Annotated in this window: 25 protein-coding genes; 8 read left to right on the forward strand and 17 right to left on the reverse strand. The window is 74.4% G+C overall.

Annotated elements, in window-relative coordinates; translation table 11 throughout:
• The first annotated feature begins 18 nt into the window (after nt 1-18).
• From AB0F68_RS25550 to AB0F68_RS25560, 3 genes are read left to right on the forward strand one after another with little or no spacing between them, the layout of a single operon-like run.
• Entirely contained in the window at nt 19-744 is a 726-nt protein-coding gene (locus tag AB0F68_RS25550; RefSeq protein ID WP_357342661.1) for an ABC transporter ATP-binding protein, read from the forward strand.
• The gene (locus tag AB0F68_RS25555; protein ID WP_357342663.1) at nt 741-1496 is read left to right on the forward strand and encodes an ABC transporter permease; all 756 of its coding nucleotides are present in this window, start codon (nt 741-743) and stop codon (nt 1494-1496) included. The genes AB0F68_RS25550 and AB0F68_RS25555 overlap by 4 nt, the downstream gene beginning before the upstream one ends.
• Entirely contained in the window at nt 1496-2089 is a 594-nt protein-coding gene (locus AB0F68_RS25560) for a TetR family transcriptional regulator (RefSeq protein WP_357342665.1), read from the forward strand. The genes AB0F68_RS25555 and AB0F68_RS25560 overlap by 1 nt, the downstream gene beginning before the upstream one ends.
• On the opposite strand, the gene AB0F68_RS25565 is transcribed toward AB0F68_RS25560, so the two are convergent.
• The gene (locus AB0F68_RS25565) at nt 2086-3867 is read right to left on the reverse strand and encodes an ABC transporter ATP-binding protein (RefSeq protein WP_357342667.1); all 1782 of its coding nucleotides are present in this window, start codon (nt 3865-3867) and stop codon (nt 2086-2088) included. The genes AB0F68_RS25560 and AB0F68_RS25565 overlap by 4 nt on opposite strands.
• Entirely contained in the window at nt 3864-5738 is a 1875-nt protein-coding gene (locus AB0F68_RS25570) for an ABC transporter ATP-binding protein (RefSeq protein ID WP_357342669.1), read from the reverse strand. Before AB0F68_RS25570 ends, AB0F68_RS25565 begins: the two co-directional genes overlap by 4 nt.
• A 214-nt stretch (nt 5739-5952) precedes the next feature.
• On the opposite strand from AB0F68_RS25570, the gene AB0F68_RS25575 reads away from it, so the two are divergent.
• From AB0F68_RS25575 to AB0F68_RS25585, 3 genes are all read left to right on the forward strand, one after another.
• Nucleotides 5953-6582: a TIGR03085 family metal-binding protein gene (locus tag AB0F68_RS25575; RefSeq protein ID WP_357342672.1), complete on the forward strand. Its 630-nt coding sequence runs from the start codon at nt 5953-5955 to the stop codon at nt 6580-6582.
• Between the two features lie 128 nt (nt 6583-6710).
• On the forward strand, nt 6711-7661 hold the full coding sequence (locus AB0F68_RS25580; protein WP_357342674.1) for a terpene synthase: 951 nt from the start codon (nt 6711-6713) through the stop codon (nt 7659-7661).
• Between the two features lie 138 nt (nt 7662-7799).
• Entirely contained in the window at nt 7800-9626 is a 1827-nt protein-coding gene (locus AB0F68_RS25585; RefSeq protein WP_357342676.1) for a long-chain fatty acid--CoA ligase, read from the forward strand.
• Here AB0F68_RS25585 and AB0F68_RS25590 read toward each other — a convergent pair.
• From AB0F68_RS25590 to AB0F68_RS25600, 3 genes are all read right to left on the reverse strand, one after another.
• The gene (locus AB0F68_RS25590; RefSeq protein ID WP_357342678.1) at nt 9550-11058 is read right to left on the reverse strand and encodes a low temperature requirement protein A; all 1509 of its coding nucleotides are present in this window, start codon (nt 11056-11058) and stop codon (nt 9550-9552) included. The two genes, AB0F68_RS25585 and AB0F68_RS25590, sit on opposite strands and share 77 nt — an antisense overlap.
• A gap of 80 nt (nt 11059-11138) precedes the next feature.
• Nucleotides 11139-12416 (reverse strand): low temperature requirement protein A, encoded by a 1278-nt coding sequence (locus tag AB0F68_RS25595; protein ID WP_357342680.1) that lies wholly within the window; start codon nt 12414-12416, stop codon nt 11139-11141.
• Between the two features lie 70 nt (nt 12417-12486).
• Complete coding sequence (locus AB0F68_RS25600; RefSeq protein WP_357342682.1) at nt 12487-13944, reverse strand: PLP-dependent aminotransferase family protein; 1458 nt, start codon at nt 13942-13944, stop codon at nt 12487-12489.
• 58 nt (nt 13945-14002) lie between these two features.
• On the opposite strand from AB0F68_RS25600, the gene AB0F68_RS25605 reads away from it, so the two are divergent.
• The gene (locus AB0F68_RS25605) at nt 14003-14668 is read left to right on the forward strand and encodes a hypothetical protein (protein ID WP_357342684.1); all 666 of its coding nucleotides are present in this window, start codon (nt 14003-14005) and stop codon (nt 14666-14668) included.
• Nucleotides 14669-14810: 142 nt separating this feature from the next.
• Entirely contained in the window at nt 14811-15272 is a 462-nt protein-coding gene (locus tag AB0F68_RS25610; protein ID WP_357342686.1) for a hypothetical protein, read from the forward strand.
• Nucleotides 15273-15307: 35 nt separating this feature from the next.
• Here the strand turns inward: AB0F68_RS25610 and hisF are convergent, their stop codons facing one another.
• The 12 genes from hisF to hisD form a co-directional block, all read right to left on the reverse strand.
• On the reverse strand, nt 15308-16075 hold the full coding sequence (gene hisF, locus AB0F68_RS25615; protein ID WP_355637853.1) for an imidazole glycerol phosphate synthase subunit HisF: 768 nt from the start codon (nt 16073-16075) through the stop codon (nt 15308-15310).
• A gap of 73 nt (nt 16076-16148) precedes the next feature.
• Nucleotides 16149-17147 (reverse strand): NADP-dependent oxidoreductase, encoded by a 999-nt coding sequence (locus AB0F68_RS25620; RefSeq protein WP_357342689.1) that lies wholly within the window; start codon nt 17145-17147, stop codon nt 16149-16151.
• Nucleotides 17144-17569: an organic hydroperoxide resistance protein gene (locus AB0F68_RS25625; RefSeq protein ID WP_357342783.1), complete on the reverse strand. Its 426-nt coding sequence runs from the start codon at nt 17567-17569 to the stop codon at nt 17144-17146. The genes AB0F68_RS25620 and AB0F68_RS25625 overlap by 4 nt, the downstream gene beginning before the upstream one ends.
• Before the next feature lie 5 nt (nt 17570-17574).
• Nucleotides 17575-18021, reverse strand: a complete 447-nt coding sequence (locus tag AB0F68_RS25630) for a MarR family transcriptional regulator (protein WP_357342691.1) — start codon at nt 18019-18021, stop codon at nt 17575-17577.
• An 80-nt stretch (nt 18022-18101) separates the two neighbouring features.
• Nucleotides 18102-18548, reverse strand: a complete 447-nt coding sequence (locus tag AB0F68_RS25635) for a RidA family protein (RefSeq protein ID WP_357342693.1) — start codon at nt 18546-18548, stop codon at nt 18102-18104.
• Nucleotides 18545-19273: a bifunctional 1-(5-phosphoribosyl)-5-((5-phosphoribosylamino)methylideneamino)imidazole-4-carboxamide isomerase/phosphoribosylanthranilate isomerase PriA gene (gene priA, locus AB0F68_RS25640; protein ID WP_357342695.1), complete on the reverse strand. Its 729-nt coding sequence runs from the start codon at nt 19271-19273 to the stop codon at nt 18545-18547. The genes AB0F68_RS25635 and priA overlap by 4 nt, the downstream gene beginning before the upstream one ends.
• A 19-nt stretch (nt 19274-19292) precedes the next feature.
• Nucleotides 19293-19613 carry a hypothetical protein gene (locus AB0F68_RS25645; protein WP_357342697.1) on the reverse strand — a complete coding sequence of 107 codons (321 nt, stop codon included), beginning with the start codon at nt 19611-19613 and terminating at the stop codon, nt 19293-19295.
• The gene (gene hisH, locus AB0F68_RS25650; protein WP_357342699.1) at nt 19610-20233 is read right to left on the reverse strand and encodes an imidazole glycerol phosphate synthase subunit HisH; all 624 of its coding nucleotides are present in this window, start codon (nt 20231-20233) and stop codon (nt 19610-19612) included. Before hisH ends, AB0F68_RS25645 begins: the two co-directional genes overlap by 4 nt.
• Complete coding sequence (locus tag AB0F68_RS25655; RefSeq protein WP_355637865.1) at nt 20230-20403, reverse strand: hypothetical protein; 174 nt, start codon at nt 20401-20403, stop codon at nt 20230-20232. Before AB0F68_RS25655 ends, hisH begins: the two co-directional genes overlap by 4 nt.
• 58 nt (nt 20404-20461) lie before the next feature.
• A complete protein-coding gene (gene hisB, locus AB0F68_RS25660; protein WP_357342702.1) occupies nt 20462-21073 on the reverse strand; it encodes an imidazoleglycerol-phosphate dehydratase HisB in 612 nt (203 codons plus the stop codon).
• Complete coding sequence (locus tag AB0F68_RS25665) at nt 21070-22143, reverse strand: histidinol-phosphate transaminase (protein ID WP_357342704.1); 1074 nt, start codon at nt 22141-22143, stop codon at nt 21070-21072. Before AB0F68_RS25665 ends, hisB begins: the two co-directional genes overlap by 4 nt.
• The gene (gene hisD / locus AB0F68_RS25670; protein ID WP_357342706.1) at nt 22140-23462 is read right to left on the reverse strand and encodes a histidinol dehydrogenase; all 1323 of its coding nucleotides are present in this window, start codon (nt 23460-23462) and stop codon (nt 22140-22142) included. The genes AB0F68_RS25665 and hisD overlap by 4 nt, the downstream gene beginning before the upstream one ends.
• Nucleotides 23463-23525 lie beyond the last annotated feature (63 nt).

A 23525-nucleotide genomic window follows, 5' to 3' on the forward strand; every position in this document is an offset into this window, starting at 1 on the left:
AGTTTTTTGGAGGCGGGCATGGACGACGCGGTGTCGGTCCGTGACCTGGTGGTCGAGCGGGGCCGGCGGCGGGTGCTCCAGGGCATCTCCTGCGCGGTGCCCCGCGGCGCGGTCACCGGGCTGCTCGGGCCGAGCGGCAGCGGCAAGACCACCCTGATGCGCGCCATTGTCGGGGTGCAGACGGTCGACTCCGGCACGGTCACCGTGCTCGGCCGGCCCGCCGGGGCGGCCGAGCTGCGCCGCCGGGTCGGCTACCTGACCCAGGCGCCCAGCGTCTACGCCGACCTCACCGTCCGGGAGAACACGCGCTACTTCGCGGTGCTCCAGGGGCGGGGCCGGGCCGAGGCCGACCGGGCGGTCGCCGACGTCGGGCTGGCGAGCGCGGCCGACCAGCTGGTCGGCACCCTCTCCGGCGGGCAGCGCAGCCGCGCCTCACTGGCCTGCGCGCTGGTCGGGGACCCGGAGCTGGTCATCCTCGACGAGCCCACGGTCGGCCAGGACCCGGTGCTCCGCGCCGACCTGTGGGCCCGGTTCCACGCCATGGCCGCCGCCGGCACCACGCTGCTGGTCTCCAGCCACGTGATGGACGAGGCGGCCCGCTGCGACCGGCTGCTGCTCATCCGGGACGGCCGGCTGGTCGCCGACGACACCCCGGACGCGGTCCGCGCCGGCACCGGCGTGGACGACCTGGAGGAGGCCTTCCTCCGGCTGATCAAGGCGAGCGAGCAGGAGGCCGGCCGGTGAGTCCCCGCATCCTCGCCGCCACCACCGGGCGGATCCTGCGCCAGCTCCGGCACGACCGGCGCACCGTGGCCATGCTGGTGGCCGTGCCCACCGTGCTGCTCACGCTGGTCTACTTCATGTACGTCGACCAGCCCACCCCGCCCGGCGGGCCGAGCGTCTTCGACCGGGTTGCGCTGATCATGCTGGGCTTCTTCCCGTTCATCATCATGTTCCTGATCACCAGCATCGCCATGCTGCGCGAGCGGACCACCGGGACCCTGGAGCGGCTGCTCACCACCCCGCTCGGCAAGATCGACCTGCTCTTCGGCTACGGCATCGCGTTCGGGCTGGCCGGGGTGCTCCAGTCGACCCTCGCCTCAGTGGTGGCCTACCAGGTGTTCGGGCTGGACACCGCCGGCAGCCAGTGGCTGGTGCTGCTGATCGCCGGTCTGAACGCCGTGCTGGCGGTGGCGCTCGGCCTGCTCTGCTCCACGTTCGCCCGCACCGAGTTCCAGGCCGTGCAGTTCCTGCCGGTGGTGGCCCTGCCGCAGCTGCTGCTCTGCGGGCTCTTCGTGCCGCGCGGCGAGATGGCCGGCTGGCTCCAGGCGATCAGCGACGTGCTGCCCCTGTCGTACGCCGTCGAGGCGCTCCAAGAGGTCGGCGGGCACGCCGACCCGACCGCGACGATGTGGCGGGACGTGGCGATCGTCGCCGCGGCCGCGGTGGCGGCGCTGATGCTGGCCGCCGCGACGCTGCGCCGGCGCAGCGGGTGATGGCCCGGCGCACCGGCCGGCGACCCGGCAACCCGGACACCCGGGAGGCCATCCTCGCGGCGGCCCGGGCGGCGTTCGCCGAGCGCGGCTTCGACGCCGCCTCGATCCGGGCGATCGCCACCGCCGCGGGGGTGGATCCGGCGCTGGTGCACCACTACTTCGGCACCAAGGAGGAGCTGTTCCGGGCCACCGTGGCGATCCCGGTCGACCCGGCGCGACTCCTGCCGGCCGTGCTGGCCGGCGGCCCGGAGGGAGCGGGCGAACGCCTGGTCCGCACGTTCCTGAGCGTCTGGGACTCGCCTGTCGGCGGGGCCGCGGTGGCCCTGCTCCGCTCGGCGGTGAGCAACGAGTGGACCGCCCGGATGCTGCGCGAGTTCCTGACCACCCAGGTGCTGCGGCGGGTCCTCGACCAGCTCGACGTCGACCCGGCGGAGCTGCCGCTGCGCGGCGCGCTGGTGGCGACCCAGGTCGCCGGCCTGGCCATGATGCGGTACGTCATCCGCCTCGAACCGGTGGCCTCCGCCGACCCGGAGACCCTGGTCGCCGCGATCGGGCCGACCGTCCAGCGTTACCTCACCGGCGACCTGGACTAGCGGGTCTGCTCCAGCCAGGAGGCGTAGAGCAGGGCGTAGACCGACTCCGGGTCCCGCACCAGCTCGTCGTGCGGGCCGCGCTGCACGATCCGGCCCCGGTCCACCACGATCACCTCGTCGGCGGCCTGGGCGGTGGAGAGCCGGTGGGCGATGGCCAGCGTGGTCCGGCCCCGGGTGACCGCGTCCAGGGTGCGCTGGAGGCGTACCTCGGTGGCCGGGTCGACCGCGCTGGTCGCCTCGTCCAGCACCAGCAGGTCGGGGTCGGCCACGTACGCCCGGGCCAGCGCGACGAGCTGCCGCTCGCCGACGCTGAGCGCCTCGCCGCGCTCGCCCACCGGGGTGTCCAGCCCGCTCGGCAGCCCGTCCAGCCAGTCGGCCAGGCCCAGCTCGGAGAAGGCGGCGGTGAGCTGCGCGTCGGTCAGCTCCGGGCGGGCGAAGCGGACGTTCTCCCCGACCGTGGTGTCGAAGAGGAAGCCGTCCTGCGGCACCATCACCACCCGCGACCGCAGCGACTCGAAGCGCACCTCGCGCAGCGAGACGCCGGAGAGCAGCACCTCGCCCTCGGTGGGGTCCATCAGCCGGGTGAGCAGCTTGGCGAAGGTCGTCTTGCCGCTGCCGGTCTCGCCGACCACGGCCACCCGGCTCTTCGCCGGGATGTCCAGCGTCACGTCGTGCAGCACCGGCGGCCCGCCCGGGTAGGCGAAGGTCACCCCGGCGAAGCGGATGTCCAGCGGACCGGGCGGCAGCTCCCGGCCCTGCTCTCCCGGGTCGGCCACGTCCGGCGCGACGTCCAGCACGTCCAGCACCCGGCGCCAGCCGGCGATCGCGTTCTGCGCCTCGTTGAGCACCTCGGTGGCGATCTGCACCGGCTGGATGAAGAGCGTCACCAGGAACAGGAACGCGGTCAGCTGGCCGATGGACAGGGTGCGGTCGACCCCGAGGTTGACTCCGACCACCACCACACCGGCCAGCGCCAGGCCGGCCGCCAGCTCGCCGACGGAGCTGCCCACGATGCTGATCCGGATCGCCTTCTGCTGGGCCAGTCGCTGCCCCTCGATCGCCGCGTCCAGCCGCCGGGCCGTGCGCCCGGCGATCCCGTACGACCGGATCACCGGGGCGCCCACCACGCTCTCGCCGATCGTGCCGAGCAGGGCGCCCATCCGCTGCCGGACCACCCCGTAGGCGCCTGCCAGCCGGCGCTGGAGCAGCCGGATCACCAGCACCGCGGGCGCGAACGCCACGAGCACCACCAGGGTCAACTGCCAGGAGTACGCGAGCATCACGGCCGTGGTCACCACGAGCTGGCCGAGGTTGACGATCAGGATCACGCCGCCCCACTGAAGGAACTGGGTGATCTGGTCGACGTCGCTGGTGACCCGGGAGACCAGTGAGCCGCGCCGCTCGGACTGCTGGTGCAGCATGGACAGGTCGTGCACGTGCCGGAAGGCCCGGGTGCGCACCCCGGCCAGCGCGGTCTCGCTGACCGTGAACAGCCGGCGCATCATCAGGTAGCCGCAGGTGGTGGTGACCACCAGCACGGCGGCGGTGACCAGCACGGTCAGCGTGACCACGTCCAGGTCGAGGCCGCCGAGGATGCCGTGGTCGATGCCGCGCTGCACGGCCACCGGCACGGCGACCCGGCCGATCATGTAGATCAGGGCCAGCGCCACGGTGCCGGCCAGACCGGTCCTCAGCTCCGGGGAGAGCGCCAGCCCGCGCCGCAGGGTCCGCCAGGTCGACTCGGTCCGCTGTTCGGCCGCAACGGTGGTGCTCGTCACCGGTCAACCTCGACTTCCAGGCCGGAGGTCAGCGGGGTGACCTCGTCGTACGTGCGGGTCTGCTCGCGTTCCTGCTCGGCCTGCTCGTAGGCGGTGACCAGGTCGGCGTAGCCGGAGACGGTGGCGAGCAGGTCGGCGTGCGTGCCCCGGGCCACCACCCGGCCGTGCTCGACGTAGATCACCTCGTCGGCGAGCGCGATGGTGGCTCGCCGGTAGGCGACCACCAGGATCGAGGCGGCCGCGCCTCCGTCATTCGGGGCGCGCAGCCCGGCCAGGATGGCCGCCTCCACCCGCGGGTCGACGGCGCTGGTGGCGTCGTCGAGCACCAGCAGCCGGGGGCGGCCGGCGACCGCCCGGGCCAGGGTGAGCCGCTGCCGCTGGCCGCCGGAGAGCGAGGTGCCCCGCTCGCCGACCATGGTGTCCAGCCCGTCGGGCAGCGCGGCCACGAAGCCGTCCGCCTCGGCCAGCCGCAGCGCCGCCCAGACCTCCTCGTCGCCGATCCCGGGACGGTCGAGGGCGATGTTGGCGCGGACGGTGTCGTCGAAGACGAACGGCACCTGGGCGACGAGGGCCACGGTCGAGGCCAGCGAGGCGGCGGTCAGCTCACGCACGTCGACCCCGTCCAGGGTGACCGTGCCGCTGTCCGGGTCGACCAGCCGTACGGCCAGCGAGGCGATGGTGGACTTGCCGGCGCCGGTCGGCCCGACCAGGGCGACCGTCTTCCCGGCCGGCACGGTGAAGGTGACCTCGCCGAGCACCTGGGCGCCGGGCAGGTGCGCCTCGGCCGGCTCGTACCCGAAGTGCACGTCCTCGAAGGCGAGGGTGGCCGGCACCGGCGCGGCCGGGTCGAGGGCCACCTCGCCGTACGGCATCTCGCCGGTGGCGTCGAGGACCCGGCGGACCCGGTCCCAGCCGGCGACGCTGCGCGGCAGCTCGGCCAGCACCCAGCCGATGGCCCGGACCGGGAAGGCCAGCACGGTGAAGAGGAAGGCCACGCTGACCAGCTCGGTCACGGTGATCGCGCCCTCCCGGAGCCGGATCGCGCCGACCACCAGCACGGCGAGCGTACCGAGGCTGGGCAGGGTCTCCAGCATCGGGTCGAAGACGCCACGCAGCTTGCCGACGGAGATCAGCGCGTCGCGCAGCTCGCCGGCCCGGGCGGCGAACCGGGTGGTCTCATGGGCCTCCCGGCCCATCGTCTTGACCACCAGCGCGCCGTCGAAGCTCTCGTGCGCGATGCCGCTCACCTCGGCGCGCAGCCGCTGGGCGCGGGCCTGGCGGGGCGCCATCCGGCGAGAGTAGACCACGTTGAGCGCGAACAGCGCCGGGAAGACGGCGAGGCCGACCAGCGCGAGGGCCCAGTCGGTGAGGAAGAGCGAGATCACCGCGCCGACCAGCATCACCAGGGTGCCGACGGCGAAGGGCAGTGGCGCGATCGGGTACCAGGCGGCCTCGACGTCGGAGTTGGCGTTGGAGAGCAGGGTGCCGGTGGCGTTGCGGTGGTGCCAGGCCAGCGGCAGGTCGAGGTAGCGGCGGGTGACCCGCCGGCGGTAGGCGGCCTGGAGCCGGTACTGCATGTAGCCGGCCCCGAGCCGGCGGCCGAAGATGCCGACCACCCGCAGCACGCTGATCCCGAACAGCGCGGCCGCGGCGAGCGCCAGGGCGCCGCCGGTCACCGAGCCGCGGGTGACCGCCGGGACCACCACCTTGCCGACCACCGCGCCGACCACGTACGCGCTGGCGATCACCATGAGGCCGAAGAGCACGCTGCCGGCCACCGCGACCGCGAAGATGCGCGGCTGCTCCCGGATGGCCCGGCCGAGCACCCGTAGCCCTCTGCCGAGGACGTCCCGACTTGTCCCGCTCGCCACGCTCTCCCCCGCCGTAAGCCACAGTTCTCCCCCTCATCCTTACTGCTCGGTGCCGCCTCCGCCGACCCGGCCCCGATATGTCGACTGTCACTCCTCCGCGTGGACCCCGCCGAGCAGGGCGGACGGCCGGGCGCCGGCCGACCGGTGACCGGGCGCGCCGGCGCCGTGTCCGGGCCGGGCCCCCGACCGGCCCCGCCGGGCCTACGATCGGGCCATGCCGCGGTACGCCCGGTCGGAGCGCGAGGCGCTCGCCGACCTGATGCTGGAGCTGGGACCGGACGCGCCGACGGTCAACGAGGGGTGGACCACCCGCGACCTGGCGGCCCACCTGCTGGTGCGGGAGCGCCGGCCGGACGCGGCCGGCGGCATCCTGCTGCCGCCGCTGCGCGGGCACGGCGAGGCGGTCCGCCGCCGGGTGGCCGCCGGTCCCTACGCGGACCTGGTCGCCCGGATCCGCCGCCCGCCGCTGTGGAGCCCGGTGAGCAACCCGCTCACCGACGAACTGGTCAACGGCCTGGAGTTCTTCATCCACCACGAGGACGTGCGCCGGGCCCGGCCCGGCTGGCTCCCCCGCGACCTGCCGGCCCGGCAGCACGCGGCGCTCTGGAAGCGGGCATCCGTGCTGGCCCGGCTGTCGTTGCGGCGCTTCCCGGCCGACCTGCTGATCCAGGCCCCCGGCTACGGCGAGCGCGCCGTCGGTCGCGGCGGCGAGCGGCTGCGCCTGGTCGGCGCCCCGGGCGAGCTGGTGCTGTTCATCTCCGGCCGGCAGCGGGTGGCCCGGGTCCAGGTGGACGGCCCGGCCGAGCCGGCGGAGCGGTTGCGGGCGGCCAGCCTGGGCCTCTGACGGAGCGAGTCGATCCGGTGTCGACGGATCCGTGGGAATCGCTCCGGCCCAGCGACGACGGCCGATCCGCGCTGCCGTACGCTCCTGTCCCGCCGCCCGACCCCGGGCGGGCGGGACAGGGGAGACGGATGCGAGGCTTCGCGCTCTCGGCACTGCACGAACCCCCCTTCCCGGCGCGCCGCCACGCCGCCGTCGAGCTGGTCGTCGGGGAGAGCGCCGGGTGGGTACGCGACCTGGGCCTGATCGGCACCCCGGCCGGGCTGCGCCGGCTGGCCGCCGCCCACCCCGTCGAGCTGGCCGGACGGGCCTGCCCGGACGCGTCGGTCGACGGCCTGCGGCTGCTCGCCGACCTGATCAGCTGGCTGTTCGTGATGGACGACGCCTGCGACGAGGACGGCCTGGGGGCCAGCCCGACCCGGCTCGCGCCGACCGTGGCGGCCCTGCTGGAGGTGCTCGACCGGCACGGCGACCCGGCGGCGCCGATCCCGGCCGACGCCGGCCCGCTCGCGGTGGCGCTGGACGACCTGTGCCGGCGGGTCCGCGACCGGCGCCGGCCGGGCCTACTGCTGAGCCTGGTCAGCCAGTTGCGCGAGTACCTGCTGGCCCTGCTCTGGGAGGCGGCCAACCGGGAGCACGGCCGGGTGCCCGGAGTGGCCGAGTACGTGCAGATGCGCCGGCACACCGGGGGCGTCCGGCCCAGCTTCACGCTGACCGACCTGGCCCACCCCGAGCGGTCCGACCCCGGCAGTCGAGCGGACCCGGCGCTGGCCGACCTGGACGCGCTCGCCACCGACCTGGTCTGCTGGTGCAACGATCTCTTCTCCTACGACAAGGAGCGGGCGACCGGCCCGGACGCGCACAACCTGGTCACCACCATCGCCGGGGAGACCGGGCAGGGTGAGGAGGCGGCCCTGCGCGCGGCGGCCACCCGGTTCAACGCGGTACTGGCGGCGTACGTGGGGCGGGACGCGGCGCTGGCCGCGACGGCCGACCCGGGGGTGCGGGCCCTCCTGGACACCCGGCGGAACTGGATCCGGGCCACCTACGACTGGTCCCGCGCCGCCACCCGGTACGCCTGAGCGCGGTCCCGCTCCCGGGACAGGGTCGCCGCAGGCCACCGGGGCTAGCCGCTGCCCGGGTCCAGGCAATACTCTTCGGTAACCGCAGAATGGCGTGACCCCCGTCACGTCCCTCCACCCCTGAAGGCGGCTACAGCGATGGCTCTCGATGTACCGTACCGTTCCGTACCCGACATGTTCCTCAAGCGCGTGGCGGACTCCCCCGACCGCCACGCGTTCGCCCATCCCGCCCCGGACGACTCGGGGCCGGTCTGGCTGACGTGGGAGCAGGTCGGGCAGCGCGCCAAGGCGATCGCGGCCGGGTTGCACGGGCTCGGCGTCGGCCTGGAGAACCCGGTGGCGATCCTGGCCAACACCCGGCTGGAGTGGGTGCTCGCCGACTTCGGGATCATGTGCGCCGGCGGGGCCACCACCACCGTCTACCCGACCACCGAGCCGGAGGACGCGACGTACATCGTCGCCGACTCGGGGTCGAAGGTGCTCTTCGCCGAGAACCCCGCCCAGGCGGCGAAGATCGCCGGCACGGCGGTGCCGGCGCTGACCCACGTGGTGCTCTTCGACGGCGCGCCCGACCCGGCCGCCACCGTCCCGCAGCTCACCCTGGCCGAGCTGGAGGAGCGCGGGGCCCGGGCGCTGGAGAACGAGCCCGACCTGATCGACATGCTGGTCGCCGGGATCGGCCCGGACCACCTGGCCACCCTGATCTACACCTCGGGCACCACGGGCCGACCCAAGGGCGTCGAGCTGCTGCACGGCGGCTGGTGCTGGGAGGGCGTGGCGCAGGCCGAGCTGGGCCTGCTGCACGCCGACGACCTGCAGTACCTGTGGCTGCCGCTGTCCCACTCGTTCGGCAAGACGCTGCTTTGCGGCGCCACCCACGTCGGCCTGCCCACCTACGTCGACGGCCGGGTGGACAAGCTGGTCGACCTGCTCGGGGTGATCCGGCCGACGCTCATGTGCGGGGCACCCCGGGTCTTCGAGAAGGTCTACAACAAGGCGGTGACCACGGCCCAGAGCGCCGGCGGGGCGAAGGCGAAGATCTTCGCCTGGGGCGTCGCGGTGGGCAAGGCGAAGGTCGCGCTGGAGCAGGCCGGCAAGCCCGTGCCGGCCGGCCTGAAGGTCAAGTACGCGCTCGTCGAGAAGCTGGTGTTCAGCAAGCTCCAGGCCCGGCTCGGCGGCCGGATGCGGGTGCTGGTCTCCGGCGCGGCGCCGCTGAGCAAGGAGATCGCCACCTTCTTCGCCGCGGCCAACCTGCCCATCTCCGAGGGGTACGGGCTCACCGAGACCAGCGCCGGCGCGTTCGTGAACCCGCCCGACGGGCTGAAGATCGGCAGCGTGGGCCGGGCCATGGGCGACCTGGAGTGCCGGATCGACACCGACGGCGAGATCCTGGTCCGCGGCAAGCCGGTCATGCGCGGCTACCACAACCTGCCCGAGGAGACCGCGGCCGCGTTCACCGAGGACGGCTTCTTCCGCACCGGCGACATCGGCACCCTCGACGACGACGGCTACCTGCGCATCACCGACCGGAAGAAGGACCTGGTCAAGACCTCCGGCGGCAAGTACATCGCGCCGTCGCACATCGAGGGCATGTTCAAGGCCGTCTGCCCGTACACCTCCCAGGCCGTGGTGATCGGGCAGGCGCGCAACTACTGCACCATGCTGGTCACGCTCGACCCGGACGCGATCAAGGGCTGGGCCGCCGGCACGCCGCTGGAGGGTCGCGACTACACCGCGATCGTCACCTCGCCCGAGGCGCAGGCCATGGTCGAGGGCTACGTGACCGAGCTGAACGGCAAGCTGAACCGGTGGGAGACGATCAAGAAGGTGACCATCCTCCCCCGGGACCTCACCATCGAGGACGGCGAGGTCACCCCGTCGCTGAAGATCAAGCGCCGGAGCGTGGAGACCAACTTCGCCGGCGAGATCGACAAGATGTACGCGGGCAGCCTCGCCGAGCTGTAGCCGGCCCGCACCGCCCGGCGGCCGCGCCCCTCCGTCCCGGGGCACGGCCGCCGCCGTGGTTTCCGGGCCCGGTCACAGTGCCGGTCTTCGTTCGCGACTGCGGGGCTCGCAACCCCGGCTCACTCCTCGCGCTCACAGGTGCCGCTGGCGCCAGTGGCTCTGCTCCGCCTCCGCGGCGAGCTGCTCCTCCAGCGCGAGCTGCCGGACCCGGCTCCGTCGGCCGTTTTCGCTCAACGTCTCCCGCCAGCAGCCCGAGGGTGGTGAGCCCCGTCAGCAGCGCGAGCGCGACCAGCTCCGGGATCGGGGCGGCGAACGGGGCGACCGCGGCGAGCACCACGATCGTGACCAGCAGCGGCCAGTGCACCTCCCGCAGCGCCACCAGCGCGCAGCCGGCGAGACTGAGCAGGTAGAGGCCCACCCCGCCGTAGAAGACGGTGACCCAGAAGCCGCCCAGCGGCTCGCCCCAGGTGGGAGTCATCGGGCTCGCCGACTCGGCGAGCAGGTCCTTCAGGCCCAGGGCGAAGAGGATGACCCCGGCGATCAACGGCAGGTGCAGGAACGTGTAGACGTCCCGGGCGAGCCGGAGCCGGGCGGCCCGGTCGCGTGCCTGGTGCAGCGCCTGCTCCAGCGCGTACGCCAGGGTGTCGAAGTACGCCCACCAGAGCATCGCCACGACCAGGACGCCGAGCAGCGCGGCGATCGCCACCGGGCCGCTGAGCGGCAGCCCGGTCTTCGGGCCGAGCCCGAGCGCGATGATCGACTCCCCGAGCGCGATCAGCACCATGAGCGCGTGCCGTTCCGCCCAGTGGCCGGCGGAGACGACCACCCACCAGCCCTGGGCCAGGATCACCCCGCCGACGTACTCGACGAGCAGCGCCACGGTCCAGAGGCCCAGTTGCAGCGCCACGGTGACCGGCCGGTCGGCGAGTCGCTGGGGCACCGTGCCGGCCACCACCAGCAGCGCGGTGGCCACCGCCGGCAGCACGACGCGCGGCAGCAGCCGCCGGCGCAGCACCCGATCCGACCAGTCCATCCAGCCGAGGACCGCGAGCTGGGCCGCCCGGATCACGAAGTAGCAGGCCGCGAAGACCAGCGGGCCGTTCAGCGAGCCGGGAGCGTCCACGAACGCGCCCGGCACGCTGAGCACCAGCAGGAACGTCGCGGCCACCGTGAGGAAGCCGACCAGCGGCAGCAGGCCCTGGTCGGCGCGTACCGCGTTGCCGAGCCGGGCGAAACCGGTCCACAACCACCAGAGCAGGGCCAGCACCAGCAGGCAGCGGTAGAGGTTGGCCGGGGTGAGCCGGTTGGCGGTCAGGGTGGTGACGTTGACGAACGCGAAGACGAAGACCAGGTCGTAGAAGAGTTCCAGCCGGGTGGTCCGGGAGCCGGGCGCCGCGGGCCGCGGGCCGCACGAGGCGCGACCACCGGGCACCCTCGCCGTTCCCCACCCGGGCAGTCTCCGCAATCCCGCCCCGCGCCGCTGCGATCCTCCGGATCCGTACCGGAACGGGGCTACCGCCCGGGCGGGCCGCCGACGCCGTGCTCCTCGAGGAACTCGTCGCGCAGCGCCCGGCGGGCCGCCCCGAAGAGCACCACCTCGGCCGCCACCATCCCGGCGCAGACCACGGCGAGCAGCCCCAGCGCGGCCAGCGCCGGCAGGTGGTCGGCCACCGGCAGGAGCAGCACCAGCAGCGCCGTGGCGGCCACCCGCGGCCAGTTGACCGAGCGCATGTTGCGCAGCCGGAAGCCCACGTGGCCGAGCAGGTAGACGATCACGCCGCCGTAGAGGGCGAACAGGCCCAGCCCGTGCAGCGGGTCGGTGAGCCGGTGGTCGCTCTCGTGCCCGACATACGACATCACCTTCTTGAGGCCCAGGGCGAGCAGGATGATCCCGGTGACCATCGGCAGGTGCAGGTAGGTGTAGGAGTCCCGACCCAGCGCGGCCCGCTCGGCGCCGCGCGCCCGGGCCAGGACCCGCTCGGCGGCGATCGACACCACGTCGAAGTACGCCCACCACAGCGCCCCCGCCACCGTCACGCCGAGGAACGAGGCCACGATGATCGGCCAGGAGATCGGCAGCGCGGTGATCCCGACGCCGATCGCGACCAGGGACTCCCCCAGCGCCACGATGATGATCAGGCCGTGCCGCTCGGTCCAGTGCGCGGCCGAGAAGATCTGCCAGCCCGCCGCGCCGATGGCCATGATGCCGCCGTAGTCGACGGCGAGGGCGAGCACCCAGATCAGGGTACGCAGTGGGACGACCCGCGCCGGATCGTCGGTGAGGTACGGGGGCAGCAGCGCCGCGGCGAAGAGCAGCACCGCGCCGCCCAGCATCGGCAGGGCGGCGCGCACCAGCTGCCGGCGCAGGCCGGCGTCGCCGCGGGCGGCGTACCGGTAGATGGTCAGGTGCAGCACCCGGACGGCCAGGTAGCAGGCGGCGAAGACGACCGGGCCGGGAAGCCCGCCGGGCAGGTCGACGAAGGCCTCCGGGATGGTCTCGGCGACCACGAACATGGTGGCGATCACCGCGAAGAGGACCACCCGGACCACGCCCTCGTCGGCGCGGACGGTGTTGCCGAGCCAGGCGTAGCAGCACCAGCACCACCAGAGCAGGGCCAGCACCAGCAGGCCCCGCCCCACGCCGGGCCAGGTCAGGTCGGCCGCCATCAACGCGGTCACCTGGGTGAGCGCGTAGACGAAGACCAGGTCGAAGAAGAGCTCCAGCGGGGTGACCGAGGCGCCCTCGGTCAGCACCCGCATCCGTGGCCCGCGCCGCGTCCCGTCCGTCACGGCGGACAGTCTGGCAGCCGGTCGGCCGGGCCGCTGTCCTCCGGGCAGCCCGGGCGCGCCGCGGCCGGGCTCAGGCGATGACGGAGGGCTCCCGCCACTGCGGGCGGCCGGTCCGATCCAGGTCGTAGCGGACCGCGGCGAGCCGGCCGACGGCCTCCACCAGGTCTGCGGCGGGCAGGGTGAAGGGCAGCCGGAGGAACCGCTCCAGGGTGCCGTCCAGGCCGAACCGGGGTCCGGGCGCCAGGCGTACGCCGACCTCCTCGGCGGCTCGGGCCAGCGCGCTGGAGATCGGGCCGTCCAGCTCCACCCAGAGCGTCACGCCGCCGCGCGGCACGGTGACCCGCCAGTCGGGCAGGCGGTCGGCCATCGCCTTCACCAGGGCGTCCCGCTGGGCGGCGAGCTGGGCCCGCCGGGCGGCCACGATGCTCGGCCCCTCGGCCAGCAGGTGCACCGCGACGAGCTGGTCGAGCACCGGGCTGGCCATGTCCACGCCGACCCGGGCGGCGGCCAGCCGCTGCACCTGCGGGGCGGACGCCCGGACCCAGCCGATCCGCAGGCCACCCCAGTAGGGCTTGCTCATCCCGCCGATGCTGATCACCCGGGAGTGCCGGTCGAAGGTGGCCACCGGCGGCGGCAGCGGGGTGCCGTCCAGCGGCAGGTCCACGAAGGACTCGTCCACGACCAGGTCGGTCCCGGCGGCGTGCGCCGCGCCGACCAGCCGCTCGCGCAGGTCGGCCGCCATCAGGTGGCCGGTCGGGTTGTGGAACTCGGGGATCACGTAGGCGAGCTTCGGCCGGGTCTGCCGGATGCTGCCCAGCAGCAGGTCGGCGTCCCAGCCGACCCCGTCGGCGGCCAGCCCGTGGGTGGTGATCCGGGCCCGCCGGGCGGCGAGCGCGGCGAGGGCGTTCGGGTAGGTCGGGGACTCCACCAGCACCCCGCCGCCGGGCGACAGGGCCAGCCGCAGCACCAGGTCCAGCGCGTGCTGTGTGCCGCTGGTGACCATGATCTGCTCCGGGCTGGTCGGCAGCCCTCGCTCGGTGTACGAGCGGGCCACCGCCTCGCGCAGCTCGATGATGCCGGTCGGGTGGTAGCCGGCCCCGCCGAGATAGCGCGGCAGGTCCTCGGCGGCGGCCCGGGCGGCCGGCACGAGCTGCGCCGGGGCGGAGAGCGCGGCCACCCCCAGGTCGATCATGTCGCGGTCGTCCAGCGGGGTCCAGAGGCCGGTGCTGGCCACCCGGTGGGTGCCCGGCAGCATGGTCCAGCTCCCGGCGCCCCGCCGGCTGGCCAGGTGGCCGGTCTCCCGCAGCTCCCGGTAGGCGGCGGTGACCGTGGTCCGGCTGATCCGCAGGGCCTCGGCCAGGTCCCGCTCGGCCGGCAGGCGCACCCCGAGGGGGAGCCGGCCGTCGGCGAGCAGCCCGCGGACCGCGGCGGCGAGCGCGGCGTAGTCCGGGCTGCGCCGGCGGCCCGGCAGGGCATGCCACTGCCCGAGGAGCCGAGCCAATTGGACGCCACGTACCTGACTCGTCATGGCCACCCCTCCTAAATTGGCTCTGTCGCGGGCGGGATTGGCCCCTAGGGTGGCATGCATGGCACAGATTGGCAATCTCCGGTACCGGCCGGCCCGGCGGCTCAGCCAGCTCTACGTGGGGCTCGCCCTCTACGGGATCAGCATGGCGCTGATGATCCGGTCCGGCCTGGGGCTCGACCCGTGGGACGTGTTCCACCAGGGGCTCGCCCGGCAGACCCACCTCTCCTTCGGCACGATCACGATCGCGGTCGGCGCGGTGGTGCTGCTGCTCTGGATCCCGCTGCGGCAGCGCCCCGGCCTCGGCACCATCAGCAACGTCGTGGTGATCGGGCTGGTCGTCGACGCCACCCTGGCCCTGCTGCCGCCCGGCGACGGCCTGCCGATCCGGGCCACCCTGCTGATCGTCGGGATTGTCGCCAACGGCGCCGCCACCGGCCTCTACCTGGGCGCCGGGCTCGGCCCCGGCCCGCGCGACGGCCTGATGACCGGCTTCACCGCCCGCCACCCCCGCTTCTCCATCCGGCTGGTCCGGACCGTCATCGAGGTGACCGTGCTGAGCCTCGGCTGGCTGCTCGGCGGCACCGTGGGCCTCGGCACCGTGGCGTACGCGCTGGCCATCGGGCCGCTCGCCCAGTTCTTCATCCCGATCTTCGCGGTGCCGGCCCGACCGGCCGACGAGCCGGCGGTCGCCACCGCCCCGCGCCCGGCCGGCGAGACGGCCTGATTCGCACCTCGACCACGCAGCGTCACCCCCGCCACGCCGACCGCCACCGGCTGGGACGCCCGGGGACGTCGCTGAGCTGCGGCGACGCCCGGCCGGGAAACCGGGTGTTTTCTCCGCCGTCGCGGCCGGGCATCATTCGTTCATGGGGGAGAACGGTTGGCGTTGGAGCGACGCCTGGATCTTCGTCTCACTGATCATCGCGAGCGGCGCCGGTCGGCACCGCCGGGCCGCCGCCACCCGGCGCCCGGAGGGCGTGCGCCTCGCCGACGTCCTCTCCACAGCCGACCACCTCAACCAGGCCATCCCCGAGCGGCACGAGGTGGAGGGGGCGGTCCGCCGGCTCGTGAGCGCCGGCCTGGTCAGCGTCACCGACGGCTGGTTCCGGGTGACCCCGGACGGCGAGCGGCTCTGGCGCACCCGGCCCAGCGCCGGGCTGGGCACCACGGTGGACACGGTGCAGGGCGTGCTGAGCCGCCGCCCCGCCCCGAACGAGTCCGACTGGCAACTGGACGAGGACGACCACGCCGCGGCGGTCCAGGAGTATGCGGTCCGCTCGATACCGATGCCGCGCCGCTCGCCGGAGGGCCACTCCGGCCGCCCCTGACCGGCACCTGCCCCGCAGGAGCAGGGGGCGGACGGTCAGCGCACGGGGTGCCCGGCGCCGCGCAGGGCGTCCTTGACCTCGCCGACGGTCAGCTCGCCGAAGTGGAAGACGCTGGCCGCGAGCACCGCGTCGGCGCCCGCGCCGATGGCCGGCGGGAAGTGGGCCACCTGGCCGGCGCCGCCGCTGGCGATCACCGGCACGTCGACGACCGCGCGGACGGCCTCGATCAGCGGCAGGTCGAAGCCCGCCTTGGTGCCGTCGGCGTCCATCGAGTTGAGCAGGATCTCCCCCGCGCCCAGTTCGGCGCCGCGCGCCGCCCACTCCACGGCGTCGAGGCCGGTGCCCCGGCGCCCGCCGTGGGTGGTCACCTCGAACCCGCTCGGCGTGGTGCCGGCCGGGGCCCGGCGTACGTCGAGGGAGAGCACCAGCACCTGGCGGCCGAACCGGTCGGCGATCTCGGCGATCAGCTCGGGGCGGGCGATGGCCGCGGTGTTCACCCCGACCTTGTCCGCGCCGGCCCGCAGCAGGGTGTCGACGTCGGCGACCTGGCGGACGCCGCCGCCGACGGTGAGCGGGATGAAGACCGACTCGGCGGTGCGCCGCACCACGTCGAGCATGGTGCCGCGGTCGCTGCTGGAGGCGGTGACGTCGAGGAAGGTCAGCTCGTCCGCGCCTGCCCGGTCGTAGGCGGCCGCCAGCTCGACCGGGTCACCGGCGTCGCGCAGGTCGAGGAAGTTGACCCCCTTGACCACCCGCCCGGCGTCCACGTCCAGACAGGGAATCACCCGTACCGCCACCGTCATGCCGCGAGCCTATCCAACCGGCACGGCACGGCGGCCGGCCCGATCGGGCCGACCGCCGTGAACGAGGTCCGGGTCACACGCGGACGAGCATCTTGCCCAGGTTCTCGCCCCGCAGCATGCCGAGGAAGGCCTCCGGAGCGCGCTCGATGCCGTCGACCACCGTCTCGTCGTAGGAGATCCGGCCGTCCCGCAGCCAGCCGGCCATCTCCTGGACGAACTGCTCGCGCAGGTGCCCGTGGTCGCCGACCAGGAAGCCGCGCAGCGTGAGCCGCTTGCCGATGAGCAGCGCCAGGTTGCGCGGGGCGGCGGGCGGCTCGGTGGCGTTGTACTGCGCGATCATGCCGCAGATGGCGGCCCGGCCGTGCAGGTTCATCGCGCCGATGGCGGCCTCCAGGTGCTCGCCGCCGACGTTGTCGAAGTAGACGTCGACGCCGTCCGGCGCGGCGGCCCTGAGCCGGTCCCGGACCGGGCCGTCGTGGTAGTCGAACGCGGCGTCGAAGCCGAGCGCCAGGAGCCGCTCGACCTTGGCCGGCGAGCCGGCGCTGCCGACCACCCGGGCCGCGCCGCGCAGCTTGGCGATCTGCCCGACCATGCTGCCGACCGCACCGGCCGCGCCGGAGACGAAGACCGTCTCGCCCGGCTTCATGGCCGCCACGTCGAGCAGCCCGGCGTACGCGGTGAGCCCGGTCATGCCGAGCACGCCCAGGTAGGCGCTGACCGGGGCCAGATCCGGGTCGACCTTCCGCGCGCCCTTGGCGTCGACCAGCGCGTAGTCCCGCCACCCCAGGCCGTGCAGCACGACGTCGCCGGGCGCGAAGCCCTCGGCCTCGCCGGCGACCACCTCACCGACCGCGCCGCCGTCGAGCGGGGCGTCGAGCGCGAACGGCGGCACGTACGACTTGACGTCGTTCATCCGCCCGCGCATGTACGGGTCCACCGACATGAACCGGTTGCGGACCACGAGCTGGCCCGGACCCGGGGTGGGCACCTCGGTGGTGACCAGCCGGAAGTTGTCGGCGGTCGGCCAGCCCTGCGGCCGGGACGCCAGGTGGATCTCCCGGTTGGCCGTCATCGGGCATCCCGGACGGTCAGGGCGACCTCGATGTTGCCCCGGGTCGCGTTGGAGTAGGGGCAGACCTGGTGGGCCGCCTCGACGAGCTGCTGCGCGGCGGACCGCTCGACGGCGGGCAGGTCGACCACCAGGGTCACGGCCAGGCCGTAGCCGCCGCCGCCGTTCGGGCCGATGCCCACCTCGGCCTCGACGACGGAGTTCGAGACGTCCGCCCGGGCCTTGCGGGCCACCAGGCGCAGCGCGGAGTGGAAGCAGGCCGCGTAGCCGGCCGCGAAGAGCTGCTCCGGGTTGGTCGCGCCGCCGGCGCCGCCCATCTCCTTCGGGATGGCCAGGTCCAGGTCGAGGCCGCCGTCGGAGGTGCGGACGTGGCCGTCCCGGCCGTCGCCGGTGGCCCGCGCGGACGCGGTGTAGAGCACCTGCATGGTGGTCACTGCTCCTTCTGTCGGTGGATCGTCTCGGTGACCCGGGTGAGGGTGTCGCGCAGGGCGACCAGCTCGGCCTCGGTGAGACCGGTGGCGCAGGCGACCCGCACCGGCACCTCGGTCATCCGCTCCCGCAGGGCCACACCGTCGGCGGTGAGCCCCACCTCCACCCGTCGCTCGTCGCTCGCCGAGCGCGTCCGGACCACCAGGCCCGCCGCTTCCAGCCGCTTGAGCAGCGGGGAGAGCGTCCCGGAGTCCAGCCGCAGCGCCGCGCCGAGCTCGGAGACCGTGGGGGCGTCGTCGCCGCGCTCCCAGAGCACCAGCAGCACCAGGTACTGCGGGTAGGTCAGGCCGTGCTCGTCGAGGATGGGCCGGTAGACGTCGGTGAGGGCGCGCGACGCCGCGTAGAGGGCGAAGCACACCTGCCGGCGCAGCACCAGATCATCGGTCACCCCGAAACCGTAGCGCCCAATTGAGTTGCGCACAATCTAATTGCGCCGGGGTGGCCGCCCCCACACCGTGGGAACGACCGTCAGCGGTCGCCGAGCCAGGCCTCCAGCTCGACCTCCACCAGGTGGTCCGGGTCGATCAGCCCGGCCACCACGACCATGGTGGCCACCGGGCGGACCGAGCCGAACACCGCGTTGTGCGCCCGGCCGACCTCGTCGGCGTAGATCCGGTCGGTCACGTACATCCGCGTGCGCACCACGTCGGCCGGCTCGGCGCCGACCTCGGCGAGCGCGTCCAGGCCGATCCGGATCGCCTGGGCGGTCTGCGCGGCGGCGTCCCCGACGTGTGCCACCCGGCCGTCCACGGTCGAGGTGCAGCCGGCGGTGATGGCCAGCCGCCCGGCCCGGACCACCCGGCAGTAGCCGTAGAGCGCCTCCCACGGGCCGCCCGAGCCGAGCCGGGTGACGGCCGCACCGTCACCCGGGAGCTCCAGCCCCGCTCCGGCGCTGTCGCCCGCGACGGCGGTCACGCCCCGGCCCGCAGCGTGGCGAGCGCCTCGGCGACGGTGAACGCCCCCGCGTAGAGCGCCTTGCCGGCGATCACGCCCTCCACGCCCACCGACTCCAGGGTCGCCAGGGCGCGCAGGTCGTCCAGGGTGGACACACCGCCGGAGGCGATCACCGGGGCGTCGGTGCGGGCGCAGACCTCGCGCAGCAGGTCCAGGTTGGGCCCGCGCATGGTGCCGTCCTTGGTGATGTCGGTGACCACGTAGCGGGCGGCGCCGGCCTTGTCCAGCCGGTCCAGCACCTCGTAGAGGTCGCCGCCGTCGCGGGTCCAGCCACGCGCGGAGAGGGTACGGCCGCGCACGTCCAGCCCGATGGCCACCTTGTCGCCGTACTCGCCGCAGACCCGGTCGCACCACTCCGGGTTCTCCAGGGCGGCGGTGCCGATGTTGACCCGCGCCGCTCCGGTGCCCAGCGCGGCCTGCAGCGACTCGTCGTCCCGGATGCCGCCGGAGAGTTCGACCTTCACGTCGAGCTGGCGGACCACCTCGGCGAGCAGATGGGCGTTGGTGCCCCGGCCGAACGCGGCGTCCAGATCGACCAGGTGGATCCACTCCGCCCCGTCGGACTGCCAGGCGAGGGCGGCCTCCACCGGATCGCCGTACGCGGTCTCGCTACCGGCGGCGCCCTGGACGAGCCGGACGGCCTGGCCGTCGGCGACGTCCACGGCGGGCAACAGGGTGAGAGTCAACGCTCTTCTCCTCGCATCTTCAACGGCGGTCCAGAGCGATCACCACGACCGCGGGCAGGACCAGCAGCAACAACACGACCAACGCCAGCCGCAGCGCCAGGTCGTCGACGAAACTCCAGATGCCGGCCACCGCCGCGCCGGTGAGCAGCACGATCGCCGCCCGCTCGCCACGGCTGTGCCGGCGCAGCCGGCCGGTCCGGCCCCGCCGCGGCGTGGGCGTCAATCGGCGTACGACCGCTCGCCGCCGCGCCCGGCGCGCCACCCGGCGGGCGCGCGCGGCGCGTTCCCGCTCCAGCTCGGCCTGGCGCGCCTCCCGGCGCCGGGCCCGCTCCTTGCTCAAAGGCTGCCCAGCCAGTTGCGCAGGAGGGTAGCACCCGTGTCGGCCGACTTCTCCGGGTGGAACTGGGCCGCCGACAGCGGGCCGCGCTCGACCCCGGCGACGAAGTCGGTGCCGTGGTGCGCGGTGGTGACGGTGGCCCCGGCGGCGGTCAGCGCGGCCGGTTCGGTCACCCCGTAGGAGTGGACGAAGTAGAACCGCGCGTCGGCCGGCAGACCGGTGAAGAGCACCGAGCGGGCCGGGGCGTGCACCGTGTTCCAGCCCATGTGGGGCAGCCGCGGCGCCGGCAGCCGGGTCACCCCGCCGGGCAGCAGCCCGAGCCCCTTGGTGACCACGCCGTGCTCGTCGCCGTGCTCGAAGAGCACCTGCATCCCGACGCAGATGCCGAGCACCGGGCGGCCGGCGGCGACCCGGTCGGCGATGACCGGGCCGGCGCCCAGCGCCTCGATCCCGGCCATGCAGGCGGCGAACGCGCCGACGCCCGGCACCACCAGACCCTCGGCCTCGGCGGCGGCGGTCAGGTCGGCCGTGACGGTCACGTCGGCGCCGGCCCGCTCCAAGGCGCGCTCGGCCGACCGCAGGTTGCCCGAGCCGTAGTCGAGCACCACGACCCGCCTGCTCATGCGCCCTCCCCGGGAAGCAGCCAGAGCAGGCCGCCGGCGGTGGCCAGCACGGCCAGCAGCCCGGTGATCACCACCGCGCCGCGGGCGGCGCCCTGCTTGTAGAGCGACCAGGTCCCGCCGACCAGCACCCCGGCCAGGATCAGCAGCAGCGTCGGCAGCGCCCGCCCCATTAAAGCCGCCTTTCATTCGCGACTGCGGTACTCCGCTGCGCTGCGTTCCTCGCGCTCATCAGAGGGCGCCCTTCGTGCTGGGGATCGCGCCCGCGGCCCGCGGGTCGATCGACGTGGCCTCGCGCAGCGCCCGGGAGACCGCCTTGAACTGGGCCTCGACCACGTGGTGGGCGTCCGGGTTGCCGCCGGGCCGGGCCGCCCGCAGCACATCCACGTGCAGGGTGACCCGGGCGGCCTGGCCGAACGACTCCCAGATGTGCCGGGTCATGCTGGTCGGGTAGACCGGCCCGATGTACGGCGCGAGCGCCGGCTCGTCGTGCACCACGTACGGCCGGCCGGAGAGGTCGACCGCGGCCCGGACCAGCACCTCGTCCATCGGGACGGTGGCCGAGCCGTACCGCCGGATGCCGGCCTTGTCCCCCAGCGCCTGGTCGAACGCCGAGCCCAGGGCGAGCGCGGTGTCCTCCATGGTGTGGTGGGCGTCGATCTCCAGGTCGCCGACGGTGTGCACGGTCAGGTCGAAGCCGCCGTGCCGGGCGATCTGGTTGAGCATGTGGTCGTAGAAGCCGACGCCCGTCTCGATGTCGGCCTTGCCGGTGCCGTCGAGGTCGATCTCGACGAGGACCTTGGTCTCCTTGGTGATCCGCTCCACCCGGGCGGTCCGGCTCATGACAGCTTCTCCATCGCAGACAAAAAGGCGTCGGTCTCGGCGGGGGTGCCGGCGGTGACCCGCAACCAGCCGGGCAGCCCGACGTCACGGACCAGCACGCCGGCGTCGAGCAGGGTGCGCCAGGCGGTGGCCTGGTCGCCGCCGACCTCGAACAGCACGAAGTTGGCGTCGCTGTCGGCCACCCGGTGCCCGCGGGCGCGCAGCTCAGCGACGATCCGGTCGCGCTGCCGCATGATCGCGGCGACCGTGCCGAGCAGGGCGTCGCGGTGGGCCAGCGCCGCGCGGGCGGCGGCCTGGGTGAGCGCGGAGAGGTGGTACGGCAGCCGGACCAGCTGCACCGCCTGCACGACGGCCGGGTCGGCGGCCAGGTAGCCGAGCCGGCCACCGGCGAAGCCGAACGCCTTGCTCATGGTCCGGGTGACGACCAGCCGGGGGTGCCCGGGCAGCACGGCGAGCGCGCTGACCGTGCCGGGCCGGGCGAACTCGGCGTACGCCTCGTCCACGACCACCATGCCGGGCGCCTCGGCCAGCACGGCGGCGACCACGGCCGGGTCGAGCGCGGTGCCGGTCGGGTTGTTCGGCGAGCAGAGGAAGACGACGTCGGGCCGGTGCGCCCGGACCTGGGCGACCGCGTCGGCGGCGGTCAGCCCGAAGTCGGCGTCGCGGGCGGCCGGGATCCAGCCGGTGCCGGTGCCGAGCGCCAGCAGCGGGTGCATGGAGTACGCCGGGGTGAAGCCGAGCGCGGTGCGCCCCGGGCCGCCGAACGCCTGGAGCAGCTGCTGCTGGACCTCGTTCGAGCCGTTGGCCGCCCAAACGTGTTCGACGGTGAGCCCGTGGCCGAGGCATTCCGCGAGATCGGCGCGGAGCGCCACGGCGTCCCGGTCGGGGTAGCGGTTGAGGTCCCGCAGCTCGGCCGCGACGGCCTTGCCGATCGCCTCCACCACCGGCTCGGGCACCGGGTAGGAGTTCTCGTTGGTGTTCAGCCGCACCGGCACGTCGAGCTGCGGCGCGCCGTACGGGCTGCGGCCCCGCAGGTCGTCGCGGATCGGCAGGTCGTCCAGGGTCGTCACGGCCGCTCCCCCGGGAAGCGCGCGCTGACGGCCTGGCCGTGCGCCGGCAGGTCCTCGACCCCGGCCAGGGTGACCACGTGCGGGGCCACCTCGCGCAGCGCGTCCTCGGTGTATTCCACGAGGTGGATGCCGCGCAGGAAGGACTGCACGGACAGGCCGGAGGAGTGCCGGGCGCAGCCACCGGTGGGCAGCACGTGGTTGGAGCCGGCGCAGTAGTCGCCGAGCGACACCGGCGACCAGGCGCCCACGAAGATCGCGCCGGCGTTGCGCACCCGCAGCGCCCACTCGCGGGCGTCGGCGGTCTGGATCTCCAGGTGCTCGGCCGCGTACGCGTCGACCACCCGCAGCCCGGCCTCGAGGTCGTCGACGAGGACGACCCCGCTCTGCTCGCCGCGCAGCGCGGTGCCGATCCGCTCGGCGTGCTTGGCGGCCGGCACCTGCCGGGCCAGCTCGGCGTCGACCGCGTCGGCGAGCGCCGGCGACGGGGTGACCAGCACGCTGGCGGCGAGGGGGTCGTGCTCGGCCTGGCTGATCAGGTCGGCGGCGACGTGCGCCGGGTCGGCGGTGTCGTCGGCCAAGATGGCGATCTCGGTGGGCCCGGCCTCGGCGTCGATGCCGACCACGCCACGCAGCAACCGCTTGGCGGCGGTGACCCAGATGTTGCCCGGGCCGGTGATCATGTCGACCGGGTCGCAGCGCTCGGCGCCCTCCGGGTCGACGGTCGCCCCGTACGCCAGCATGGCCACCGCCTGGGCGCCGCCGACGGCGTAGACCTCGTCGACGCCGAGCAGCGCGCAGGCGGCGAGGACCCGCTGGTCGGGCAGGCCGCCATTGTCCTTCTGCGGCGGGCTGGCCACCACCAGCGAGCGGACCCCGGCCGCCTGGGCGGGAACCACGTTCATCACCACGGTCGACGGGTACATGGCCAGGCCGCCGGGGACGTAGAGCCCGACCCGGTCGACCGGCACCCAGCGCTCGGTCACCGTGCCGCCCGGCACCACCTGGGTGGTGTGGTCGACGCGACGCTGGTCGGCGTGCACCTTGCGGGCCCGGGTGATCGACTCCAGCAGCGCGGCGCGGACCTTCGGATCGAGGCCGCCCTCGGCGGCGCGGATCACCTCGACCGGCACCCGCAGCCGCTCCGGGGAGACGCCGTCGAACCGTTCGCTCGCCTCGCGGATCGCCGGGTACCCATGCTCCCGGACCGCCTCCACGAGGGGGCGGATCCGCTCGACCGCCACGGAGACGTCGAGCTGGGCACGGGGCAGCAGGCGGCGCGGGTCGCGGGACCCGCCGCGCAGGTCGATCCGGTTCAACACCCTTGCGAGTCTAGGCGGCCCGCCCGCGCGCCGACCGGAGCCGCCCGTACGCCGGGACGGTGA

Source organism: Micromonospora sp. NPDC023966, assembly GCF_040639095.1.
Taxonomy (GTDB): domain Bacteria; phylum Actinomycetota; class Actinomycetes; order Mycobacteriales; family Micromonosporaceae; genus Micromonospora.

What these genes read in the sequence shown, in the direction of transcription:
- AB0F68_RS25550 (WP_357342661.1), top strand. Translation starts at nt 19, where the DNA reads ATGGACGACGCGGTGTCGGTCCGTGACCTGGTGGTCGAGCGGGGCCGG.
- AB0F68_RS25560 (WP_357342665.1), top strand. Translation starts at nt 1,496, where the DNA reads ATGGCCCGGCGCACCGGCCGGCGACCCGGCAACCCGGACACCCGGGAG.
- AB0F68_RS25575 (WP_357342672.1), top strand. Translation starts at nt 5,953, where the DNA reads ATGCCGCGGTACGCCCGGTCGGAGCGCGAGGCGCTCGCCGACCTGATG.
- AB0F68_RS25580 (WP_357342674.1), top strand. Translation starts at nt 6,711, where the DNA reads ATGCGAGGCTTCGCGCTCTCGGCACTGCACGAACCCCCCTTCCCGGCG.
- AB0F68_RS25585 (WP_357342676.1), top strand. Translation starts at nt 7,800, where the DNA reads ATGGCTCTCGATGTACCGTACCGTTCCGTACCCGACATGTTCCTCAAG.
- AB0F68_RS25600 (WP_357342682.1), bottom strand. Translation starts at nt 13,944, where the DNA reads ATGACGAGTCAGGTACGTGGCGTCCAATTGGCTCGGCTCCTCGGGCAG.
- AB0F68_RS25605 (WP_357342684.1), top strand. Translation starts at nt 14,003, where the DNA reads ATGGCACAGATTGGCAATCTCCGGTACCGGCCGGCCCGGCGGCTCAGC.
- AB0F68_RS25610 (WP_357342686.1), top strand. Translation starts at nt 14,811, where the DNA reads ATGGGGGAGAACGGTTGGCGTTGGAGCGACGCCTGGATCTTCGTCTCA.
- hisF (WP_355637853.1), bottom strand. Translation starts at nt 16,075, where the DNA reads ATGACGGTGGCGGTACGGGTGATTCCCTGTCTGGACGTGGACGCCGGG.
- AB0F68_RS25620 (WP_357342689.1), bottom strand. Translation starts at nt 17,147, where the DNA reads ATGACGGCCAACCGGGAGATCCACCTGGCGTCCCGGCCGCAGGGCTGG.
- AB0F68_RS25625 (WP_357342783.1), bottom strand. Translation starts at nt 17,569, where the DNA reads ATGCAGGTGCTCTACACCGCGTCCGCGCGGGCCACCGGCGACGGCCGG.
- hisH (WP_357342699.1), bottom strand. Translation starts at nt 20,233, where the DNA reads ATGAGCAGGCGGGTCGTGGTGCTCGACTACGGCTCGGGCAACCTGCGG.
- AB0F68_RS25655 (WP_355637865.1), bottom strand. Translation starts at nt 20,403, where the DNA reads ATGGGGCGGGCGCTGCCGACGCTGCTGCTGATCCTGGCCGGGGTGCTG.
- hisB (WP_357342702.1), bottom strand. Translation starts at nt 21,073, where the DNA reads ATGAGCCGGACCGCCCGGGTGGAGCGGATCACCAAGGAGACCAAGGTC.